We start from the raw sequence: 10,001 nt of genomic DNA, 5'->3' as shown, positions 1-10,001 counted from the left end.
CTGTGGGAATCTCATCCTCTGCTGGAATCTCATCCTCTGCTGGAATCTCATCCTCTGCTGGAATCTCTTCCCCGAGAGGATGTTCATCGTGATGCACATCAGAAAAAGGTGAAAGCCCGAGAATATCCTTTATGGCAGCAACACCCTCCCAATTGGAGGCAAGATTGGCGAGCTGCATGAAGGAGAGACTCAAAACATCGTGATCCATCGCAAGCGGATAGAGCATGGGATGCTTGGTATCGACAATTACCGTTCGCTTGCCCTGTGCCATCGCCAATGCTCGGTTTTCCAGCTCAGCCTTGAGAAAGATGCAATAAGCTTGTGCATCATCGAAAGGATTGAGAGATGCATAGGCATGCTCACGATATGGAACCTGTACGATGAGCTCTTTCTTTCCATCATCGAAGAGAGCGTTCAGTGTACCGCCTGGCACTGCAACATTACGCGTATAGTTCATGGTTCCCAGCATTGCAGTAAAGAATGTCACAGGAACGAGGGAGTGCTTCTCTTGTTCTATAGCATCCCACTGCGCAGCAAGATCAGGATTTTCCTGGCATACGGCACGCTTGATGCTCTCATATGCCCTCTGAAGCAACGATTCTGCATCGAAACAATAGTAATTTGCTCCAAATCGGAGAAAAGGAGACGCGTCTTGCAGTGAGCCATCAGTTAATAAAAAGGGAGCTTCCTCAGTCGGTCGGGAAGCAAAATTTCGGGAAAGCAGGTAGGCATCACGCTCGGAAAGCTTGGTATCCCTCAGGACATCGAACAGAGCAAAACCATCCCGTCGCTCTACGATGCTCTCTATCCAGGACTCCCATCCCTGCTCCTTGATGATGCGGTCCATGACTGCATCGAGATTCTCTACATTTTCTCCGCGGCTCTTATACATCTCAAGCTGAAGCATGCTCGCCTGCTTGAAAGTGGCGCTGTCCTCACGCAGTTGGTCGATTCCCTCGACCGCACGCCTGGCAAGCGTGAGAAACGAGGAAAGCAGACCATCGAGCTTGGCAGGAAACACCTCACCGACCAGGGCATTGAAAGGCTGCAACTGGTAACGCAACGCATTATAGGTTTGCTCAAGCAGATCAGCATCGACGATTTGGGGCAGGCAGAATTCGGTTGCTTCTTCCTGATAAGCCAGAAGAAGCTCATCCGAATCGATAATCTGCCGGGCTCTCAGCAGCAATGCCGTATTATCGACATAGCGGACGCTCTTCCTGCACAAATCCTCAAAGACTTGCGTAAGGCGTTTCCAATCCTTGCTTGCAATCTCACGATTCTGGGAAGGAGCGGCCTGCCAGTGAGGCAGGAGGGCGGCAAGGTAGGAGACGAGCCTCTGGGAAACCTGCTGGGCGAATGCATCCTGCTTTTTTACCGTCGCAATACGCCTGCGTTCCCAACATGCATATTTCAGCAGCTCGAATGGGTGGTAGGCGAAAACAATGCTCTGGATGACCCGCACATCATTTGCAAGAAATACCGAGGCTTCCTTCAGATTCTTCTGGATTTTTTCCGGAGAAATCTCTCCAATGGAAAGCAAATCCCAACCCTCACTACTTTTCACTGCAACCACTCCTTAGCAAAGAGCATACCACACCTTGCACAGGCAATCAAACTCGCCAATCGCTACTTCTTTCAGACCTTTTCCAACGGAGGTGTCGTCATTGTCCGGTAGAAGACAAAGCACAACAATGCCGAGGCCAGGGCAAAGAGCGAATAGGATAAGAAGAGGGTGCGATACCCAAACGACTCAACGATCAAACCACCCAAACTCGAACCGAGAACAGCAGGAAGCCCGGTACCCAAGGAGATATAGATGGATATTCCCAAGGTACGATGCGAACGCCTGACCCTTCGTGAAACAAAATAAATGGCTGCGGGATGAAAGAACCCATACCCAATGCTATGCAACAGCTGGCCCGCCAACACTCCAGAATAAGATGGGAGTAAAGCATAGATGATCAAGCGTACAACCATTGCAAACCCACTTGCAATGAACATGTGCACAGGAAGAACCTTCCTTCGCTGGATGAGGATTCCTGCAATGATCATGGCACCGAATTCGCTGCCTGCAGCAAGGGCGTTCATCAAGCTGATCGCATTGATCTTCAGCTCCTCAACCAGATACAACGAGAAGAAGCTGGAGATTGAGGACATGCTCATCCTGTTCAGGGCGATGATGAAAATACCCACCACAAAGGCCCGGTCGAACCAATGGCCCGTTTGCTCGACGCCGCCCAGGTCCTGGTTTCTGGGTCGCCTCGGCTCACGCTTCCAGCCCAGCACCAACAGAAAAAACACACAGCTGATAATCAGGGCGTACGTGCCGATACTGACATTACTCGTAAGATCCGGCTGATTGGTTGCCGCAAAAAGCAGGGAAAAGAACACAAAACCCACGGTTCCAAACGAGCGGATCAGGGTATATTTCTGGGAATCGCCGTTGAACAGATTATTGGCATACGAATCCAGGACAGGCATCAGCGAACGTAGGAAGAAAGCAAGCAGGACCAGACCGAGTACGGTCATTGCAATCGATGTGGATAGCATCAGGGCCGTCATGCCAAGTGAAGAGAGTATGGTGCTGAACAGGACAACACCCTTCATATTTCCCCGTTTGTCGACCTGCCGGGCAACCAAGAGCGGGCCTACAATGCCGGCTATTTCAAACAACGAAAGCAGCACCCCTACGACTTCGTAGGAGTACCCCATATTTCGCAGCATCACCTGCAGAAACGGGTTTACGATGGCATAAATGGAGTACATGAAAAAGAAGGAGGAATACAGGATGACCATAGCCCGCATTGTAGGCAATTGCGGGCACAGCAACAAGAGTAAACGGCTAGATTGTCAGGAAAGGGCGAGCCTTTTCGAGCACGGAAAACGGCAACTTCAAATCCTCAAGGCAAGTCAAGGGAGAGAGGCGGCGCTGGTTGACAATCCTGAGCACATACGTGGGACCGAGCCCGGGAACCCGCAAGAGCGCCTCCCTGGGAGCCCGCTTGACCGAGAGAGGGAAAAACTGAGGGTTGGCCTGTGCCCAAACAAGCTTCGGATCCCTATCAAGACAGAGATTTCCCTCTTTGGTGAACAACAGGTCTTCATAGGAGAACCCATACTTCCGTAAAAGCCAATCAGCTTGATACAAGCGGTGCTCCCGGGTAAGGGAGGCTTGGTTGTCCTCAGGGAGCAAACCGAGATCGAACAATTCAAGTTGCGGTCGCGGCTGCTGTCTCTGCTCTCCAGGCAGGCTTTGCTCACCAAGCCCTTTCTGGTATGCACTGAAATACAATCGACCCATATGGAGTTCCCGATACAATCGGCTGGTATAGAGCAAGATCTCCTTATCCAGCTCGTCACTTGCCCCGACGATGAACTGACTGGACGTATGAACCCGTTCATAGCGGGAACCTTTTGCGGTTTGGCTGGCGATGTACGTCAAGGGCTCCAGGATATCCTGAACATAGTTTTTGGTATCGGAAAGCTTGGCAACATGGTGCTCGCCGGGAGCCTCTATGTTCAAAGAAAGGGCCGAGGCATACTTGAGGGCCTCATCGATGCTCTCCTTGCTCGATCCCGGGATGACCTTCAGATGTATGTACCCCCGATAACGATAAGAGGTTCTCAAAATCCTTGCAGTATCAATAAGCATCCCCATGGTCTTTTCAGGCGAGCCAAGCACCGCACTGGAGAGAAACAGGCCCACGAGAGGGCGCTTGCTTTGAAACTCGTAAAAGAAGGAGGCCATCTCCTTGGGGGCGAGAGCAACAGGCCTGAAATCCTGATTGTTTCTCAAAGGACAGTACTTGCAATCGTTGGTGCAACGGTTGCCCAAAAGAGTCTTGAGCATGATACCCGGTCCGCCGCTGGCCGTCGTGGCGGGATAGAGCCACCCCGATCCTGTAGCATTACGCTTTCGATGCTCCTCGGGATTCTTGGTGCCACAAGCACAACTGAGGTCGTATTGCGCATCCCGACTTAAGATATCCAGCTTGCTTTGTGTATCCATTTCCTACCTCATTGCAGGAACATGGTAACATCAGTAAAGTAGTTTTGACAAGCTAGACTCCCCTGCTTTTATACTCGCTGATCAACAAGCCTGAGAGGGTAAGGGCCGTACCTATCGCATCGAGCTGCCCGAAAGGCTCGGAAAGGAGTGTTACCGCCACTGCGATGGTGATGAGGGGGCTGAGGTAGAGATAGAAGGAACTCTTGATCGCTCCGATTGTTCGCAACCCGAAATTCCAGGTAAGAAAACAGAAAGCGGAGGCGATGAGGCCGAGGAAAAGGAAATGATACAGGTAGGGAGTCTGGATCACCAGAGCAAGGGGAAGAGCTTCCCTGCTGATCAACAGAACAAGCGTATGGCCGATGAGGCCATAGAAGAACATGTTCCTGGTCACCAGCAGGTTCGGGTATCCTTTCCTGCCGATCACCCGGGTGAGCACCGTATAGAGAGCCCAGACCATGATTGCAAGCAATGCAAGCAAATCACCCTTGGGGTTGAAGGCCACCTCTTCCGTACTGGTGAACGTGAGCAGGATTATACCGGACATGGAGAGTGCCAAACCCACGAAATAGTTTTTCCTCAACTTCTCTTCCTTAAGGAACAGGTGGGAGGCGAGCAACGTGAAAAAAGGAGCTGTGGCAACGATGACCCCTACATTGCTGGCACTGGTGAAGAGCAAAGCCGTATTTTCAAGGAAGTAGTAGAGAAAAATGCCGCAAAACCCGGCGAGTGCCACCAATAACCGGTCCCCTCTCTGTGCATAGACCAAAGGCTTATGGTTTATGAGGGTCAGCACAAACAAGCCGAGCGTGGAGCGTACCACGAGAATCTGAGACGGAGTGAAAACAGCCAGCAATTGTTTTGAAGAGACATACGTGGTAGCCCACACGCTCATGGTCAACAACACCGCAAGATGCCCAAGAACGCGGGTTTTTTTCACGATAACTACTTCTTCCTGCATAATGGCCGGCAGTGTATCCCGATTTCTTCTGCAATGCAAGAAGCCGTGCTATACTAGTGATATCCGAGGAGGCGCCTATGATGACTTATCGTAAGGAACTGTGGTTTCACCTCAACAAACGACGCGGTCTGGTCAATATCACCGACGCCGTGCAGGAAGCAGTGAACGAGTGCGGGATCAAGGAAGGATTGGTCCTCGTCAACGCAATGAACATTACCAGCAGCGTTTTCATCAATGCAGTGGAGAAAGGCCTTCACGAGGACTTTGAGCTTTGGCTTGAGAAGCTCGCTCCCGAGCTTCCCTACGAACAGTACAAGCACAATACCGACAAGGAGCATAATGCGGACGGCCACCTCAAGCGGTCCATCATGGGCCGTGAGGCAGTCATCGCAATCACCGGGGGGAAACTCGATTTCGGCTCTTGGGAGCAGATTTTCTACTATGACTTTGATGGCATGCGCGACAAGCACGTGCTCATCAAAATCATCGGGGAGTGATCAGAGTTTTTCTCCCATCACTTCTGTTCGGTACACCTTCAGGCCTGCATCGATGCAGGCCACTGCTCGTTCGAGGTCGTGAGTGTTAAGCACATAGGCAATCCTGACCTGCCTTCTGCCGACTCCCTTGGTCACATAGAAGTCCTCGCAAGGTGCAACCATGACTGTCTCACCATGCAGGTTGAAATCCTTGAGCATGAACATGGCAAAGTTCTCCGCATTATCGACCGGAAGCTCGGCAACCATGTAGAAGGCACCTTTGGGCATGCTGCACTTCACTCCATCGATCTTCTTAAGTCCTTCGAAAATAAAGTTTCTTCTGCGTTCATACTCCTGGCGGACTTCAAGCAGATACGCATCATCCGTCTTCAATGCGGCACAGGCGGCAACCTGCTCGATATCGGGCGGGCAAAGACGGGCTTGGGCAAGCTTGAGAGCGTTGTCAAGGACATCCTTGTTTCGGCTGATCAAGGCACCAATACGGGAACCGCACATGCTGTAGCGCTTGGAAAAGCTGTCAACACAGATGACGCGGTCTGAAAACTCCGGAAAAGAAAGTACGCTGGTGAACTGTTTACCATCATAGCAAAACTCCCGATATACCTCATCCACTATCAAGAAAATGTCGTACTTCTTGCACAGGTTCAAGAGCTGGAGCATCTCGTCCTGTGTGTAGACATGACCGGTGGGATTGTTCGGGCTGCAAATCAGGATGGCCCCTGTTTTGCGGGTGATTTTCTTCTCAAACTCGGAGATGTCGGGAAGTGCAAAGCCATCCTCCATATTACTGGTGATCGGGACCAAGTTTACCATGGCTGAATGGGCAAAGGATGAGACATTCGTATAATACGGCTCGGGGATGATCACCTCATCATAGGGATCGCAAAGCGTCATGAATGCGAATTGCAGTGCTTCACTACCGCCGGTTGTGATAAGAATATCATCGGCCTTCACATCCAGACCATACTTGGCATAATACGCAGGGAGAGCTTCCCTGAGCTCCTGTCGACCCTCGCTATTTCCATAGGCAATGATGGTTTCATCGTAATGACGCACCGCATCAAGGACCTGGAAAGGCGTTTTAATGTCAGGCTGGCCGATATTAAGGTGATAGACCTTGATTCCGCGTTTGACAGCATCGCGGGCATAGGGTGAAAGACGTCTGATAGGGCTGCATTGGAAAGCGGAAATTCTGTGTGACATTTGCATAAGAGACACTCCAAGAACTCAGTTTGGATTTGTCGACACCATCCCCGATACAACGTAAAAGGGACAATGAAGTGGGATAAGCCCGGAGCCGCAACGATGATCAGTCGCGGTCCGGGTCACTAGCACTGGCCCCTGGCAGGGGAGCTTGTGGATTTGCCTGACTGTTGTCTATCAGGATTTGGATGAACTTGCGGTTATCAAGCAACGGGCTGATTGAACGCCCGTGATGGAGACGGCTGATGACTCGAGCGAACAGCTCGGTGATATCAGCTTGGATGTACCACTCCTTGTCCAACAGGTCATGACCATGGAACACGGCATTCGTGCCGATGATCCGATAGAAAATCCCTTCCTTGTACGCAGCATCGAAATCCTCGACGGCGTTGGCGTTGAACAACGGAAGACTGACCATGCAGATGATTTTCTTGGCACCAAGGTTGGTCAATTCACGCATGGCGATGATCATGGTTCCACCGGTGGCGAGCATGTCGTCGGCAATGAGGACGGTCTTTCCGCTGACATCGCCAAGGAGATTGATGCTCTTGATATTGGAATGCTTCGCATCCTTGCTGACGATGGAGTAGTCACGTTCCTTGTACAACATGGCCAGAGGCCTGTGCAGGGCTTGGGCGTAAAACTTGTTCCTGCTGATCGCTCCGGTATCGGGAGCGACAACCACCAGCTCCGGGTCGCTGAAATCGATGAGCTTATGCAGGGCGATCAAGGTCTGGTAGGAAGCATGCAGATTCTCCAGATGCAGATTGGAGAAGCTGTTCTCAATTTCACGGCTATGGATATCGAGCGTGATAATCCGCTCAACCCCGAGCATTTCGCAAATCCGGCCGAACATGGCCGCTGTCAGGGCTTCCCGTCCACCCTTCTTGTGCTGGCGTGAATATGGATAGGTAGGAAGGACCAGCGTCACACTATCGGCACCGGCAAGCTGGAGAGCGTTTATCGTGGTGAAAAGGAACATCAGATGGTCGTTCACCGAAAGACTTACCGGTTCATCCGATCCAGCCACCTTCACCGGTTCACTGTTGGATACATCGTAAATGATGAAAATCCTCAGCCCCCTGACAGCATCGAGAATCTCAGCCTTCTCTTCCCCGTTTGCAAACTTGGTATACTTTACCTTGATGGTAAAATCGGGACACTGGAACGTTGTTGGACATTTGGTCCTGGGAATACGCTTATTGTTCAAGTCATCCATAAGCGTAACTGTTCTCAGAATCTCTTCCTCACTCATTCCGTGGCGTTTGGCCAAGGCTGTGGAGAGTTTTTCGTAGCGCTCCAAATAGAGACGGCGAAGGTGCTTCACAACCTTGCCGGTGAAATATTCTGAACCAGGACCTGAGATAATCCCAAGCTTATGGGGTTTGATGATGCTCATGGCCAAACCATACAACAACAGGGCCTAAAGTTCAATCCGTTTTACTCAGTAGAAATGAGTTGCTTTGCTTAAGATTGGTGAATAAAAACATGCCCAACCACTTTACCAAGTCGCATCAAACTTGGTACGTTTGCATTGATATGAAAACCATTGTGATCTTTTTTCAGATTGCAGGCAGCCTCGGCCTCTTTCTCTTTGGAATAAAACTCCTCAGTGAAGGCTTGCAGAAGTCGGCTGGCGATAAGATGAAGGCTGTTCTCAAGCTTATGACGAAAAACCGGTTCGTTTCAATTATGACCGGGCTTCTTATTACCATCATCATCCAGAGCTCGTCAGCAACCACCGTCATGGTGGTAAGTTTTGTAAATGCCGGCCTGATGGGGCTGACCCAAGCGATCGGGGTAATCCTTGGGGCCAATATCGGGACAACGTTCACCGGATGGTTGGTCGCCCTGCTCGGTTTCAAGATGGATATCACTTCGCTCGCACTGGTTTCCATCGCATTCGCCGCTCCGATGATGTTCAGCAAAAAGACTAAAACCCGCGATGCCGCCGATGTATTGCTTGGATTTGGTGTCTTGTTCCTGGGGCTCAACTTCATGTCCCATTCCATCCCGGACATCACGGGAAACATCGAGGTCCTTGAGTTTTTGGCAACGTTCAACAGCGACACAGTGTGGATGAATTTATTATGCATCCTGCTTGGTACACTGGTAACCATCGTTGTCCAGTCATCCTCGGCTGCAATGGCCATGACCCTCACGATGGCTTACAACGGCTGGCTTGGCGTAACAGCTTCCGCCGCCCTGATCCTGGGCTCGAACATCGGTACCACCATCACCGCCTACCTTGCCTCGATCGGCACCAGCACCACAGCAAAGCGGGCCGCGTGGGCCCACATTATCTTCAACGTTGTAGGAAGTGTCATCGCCTTGATGTTCTTCCATCCGCTTCTTTCATTTGTCAATTTCATCACCCCGGGCGACATCTATACCATGGAAGGAACAACGCTTTCTACGCAGCTTCCCCTCTTTCTTGCAATGTTCCACTCTGTATTCAATATTGCCAATACAATTCTCTTCTTCCCCTTTGTAAGCCATTATGCCCGTTTCATCGAACGATTGGTTCCAGCTAAAGCCGAGTACGATGAGGGAACATACCACTTCAAATATATCGGTGGTGTATTCATCGACAGCCCGGAAATCTATATGATGGCAATCCGGGATGAAATCAAGAAAATGGCAAACCTTGCCTGCAACATGCTCACCCGCTATCGAGGGATGTTCAATAATCCAGGGGCGGATATTGAAAGCGACGCCTTGGCAATGAAGAGGGACGAAGACTATGCCGACCAGATGCAGGAACAGCTCTCCAACTTCTGTGTCCATCTGTTGCAGGACTCCCAGACTCCGACCAATGCTTCATCTTTGAACTGCCTGATTCGTGTCATGGATGAGTTGGAATCGGTGACTGACAGTTGCTACAATCTCACCATACTCAGCCAAAGAAGGTACCACCAGGGTTGGACTATCGATCCAGAAACCGACAAGGACCTCAGGGAGTATCAGATGCTTGTCCAGGAGTTCCTTGACTATGTTCGCGACCGGATGGATAAAACCCTCACCAAGGCTGAAATGCAGAAGGCCAATGAGTTTGAAGAACAAATCAACAACCAGCGCAACCGACTCAGCCAATTGGTTCAGGAAAGGCTCTCCAGCGGAAAAGCTGATGTAAAGGTAGAGCTGCTCATCCTCGAGAAAATTCGTCACCTCGAACATATCGGAGACTATTGCACGAACATTGCCGAAGCGTATCATCAGGCTGTCAAGCACACTCCAATGCTGCAAAAGCGTTCAGGGAAGAGTCAGCAACTTGCTTGATGATCCTGCCTCAGCCTCCCGACCGGGATGCTGTTGTATTTGAACTGTC

Annotated in this window: 8 protein-coding genes; 2 read left to right on the top strand and 6 right to left on the bottom strand. The window is 50.8% G+C overall.

Annotated features, from left to right (window positions below; genetic code table 11):
* The 4 genes from B3K89_RS06230 to B3K89_RS06215 form a co-directional block, all read right to left on the bottom strand.
* A partial coding sequence (locus B3K89_RS06230; protein WP_345907191.1) for a hypothetical protein occupies positions 1–1,567 on the bottom strand: 1,567 nt, incomplete at its 3' end.
* Positions 1,568–1,638: 71 nt separating this feature from the next.
* Positions 1,639–2,799: an MFS transporter gene (locus B3K89_RS06225; RefSeq protein WP_293893950.1), complete on the bottom strand. Its 1,161-nt coding sequence runs from the start codon at positions 2,797–2,799 to the stop codon at positions 1,639–1,641.
* 46 nt (positions 2,800–2,845) lie between these two features.
* The gene (locus B3K89_RS06220; RefSeq protein WP_293893948.1) at positions 2,846–4,012 is read right to left on the bottom strand and encodes a radical SAM protein; all 1,167 of its coding nucleotides are present in this window, start codon (positions 4,010–4,012) and stop codon (positions 2,846–2,848) included.
* A 52-nt stretch (positions 4,013–4,064) separates the two neighbouring features.
* Positions 4,065–4,952, bottom strand: coding sequence for a DMT family transporter (locus B3K89_RS06215; RefSeq protein ID WP_293893946.1), 888 nt, complete (start codon positions 4,950–4,952; stop codon positions 4,065–4,067).
* Positions 4,953–5,050: 98 nt separating this feature from the next.
* Here B3K89_RS06215 and B3K89_RS06210 point away from each other — a divergent pair, with 98 nt between their 5' ends.
* On the top strand, positions 5,051–5,470 hold the full coding sequence (locus B3K89_RS06210; RefSeq protein ID WP_293893943.1) for a secondary thiamine-phosphate synthase enzyme YjbQ: 420 nt from the start codon (positions 5,051–5,053) through the stop codon (positions 5,468–5,470).
* Here B3K89_RS06210 and B3K89_RS06205 read toward each other — a convergent pair whose 3' ends face one another.
* The gene (locus tag B3K89_RS06205; RefSeq protein WP_293893940.1) at positions 5,471–6,679 is read right to left on the bottom strand and encodes a pyridoxal phosphate-dependent aminotransferase; all 1,209 of its coding nucleotides are present in this window, start codon (positions 6,677–6,679) and stop codon (positions 5,471–5,473) included. It lies immediately after the preceding gene.
* Between the two features lie 100 nt (positions 6,680–6,779).
* The gene (prs, locus tag B3K89_RS06200; protein WP_293893937.1) at positions 6,780–8,072 is read right to left on the bottom strand and encodes a ribose-phosphate diphosphokinase; all 1,293 of its coding nucleotides are present in this window, start codon (positions 8,070–8,072) and stop codon (positions 6,780–6,782) included.
* Positions 8,073–8,212: 140 nt separating this feature from the next.
* Between prs and B3K89_RS06195 the strand changes: the two genes are divergently transcribed.
* Entirely contained in the window at positions 8,213–9,952 is a 1,740-nt protein-coding gene (locus tag B3K89_RS06195; RefSeq protein ID WP_293893934.1) for a Na/Pi cotransporter family protein, read from the top strand.
* Positions 9,953–10,001 lie beyond the last annotated feature (49 nt).

The sequence above is a fragment of the Sphaerochaeta sp. UBA5849 genome (assembly GCA_002432715.1).
GTDB lineage: Bacteria > Spirochaetota > Spirochaetia > Sphaerochaetales > Sphaerochaetaceae > Sphaerochaeta.
The sequence above is the reverse complement of the archived record's forward strand: the minus strand, read 5'-3'. Positions and strand labels throughout refer to the sequence as shown.

What these genes read in the sequence shown, in the direction of transcription:
- B3K89_RS06225 (WP_293893950.1), bottom strand. Translation starts at nt 2,799, where the DNA reads ATGGTCATCCTGTATTCCTCCTTCTTTTTCATGTACTCCATTTATGCC.
- B3K89_RS06220 (WP_293893948.1), bottom strand. Translation starts at nt 4,012, where the DNA reads ATGGATACACAAAGCAAGCTGGATATCTTAAGTCGGGATGCGCAATAC.
- B3K89_RS06210 (WP_293893943.1), top strand. Translation starts at nt 5,051, where the DNA reads ATGATGACTTATCGTAAGGAACTGTGGTTTCACCTCAACAAACGACGC.
- B3K89_RS06205 (WP_293893940.1), bottom strand. Translation starts at nt 6,679, where the DNA reads ATGCAAATGTCACACAGAATTTCCGCTTTCCAATGCAGCCCTATCAGA.
- prs (WP_293893937.1), bottom strand. Translation starts at nt 8,072, where the DNA reads ATGAGCATCATCAAACCCCATAAGCTTGGGATTATCTCAGGTCCTGGT.
- B3K89_RS06195 (WP_293893934.1), top strand. Translation starts at nt 8,213, where the DNA reads ATGAAAACCATTGTGATCTTTTTTCAGATTGCAGGCAGCCTCGGCCTC.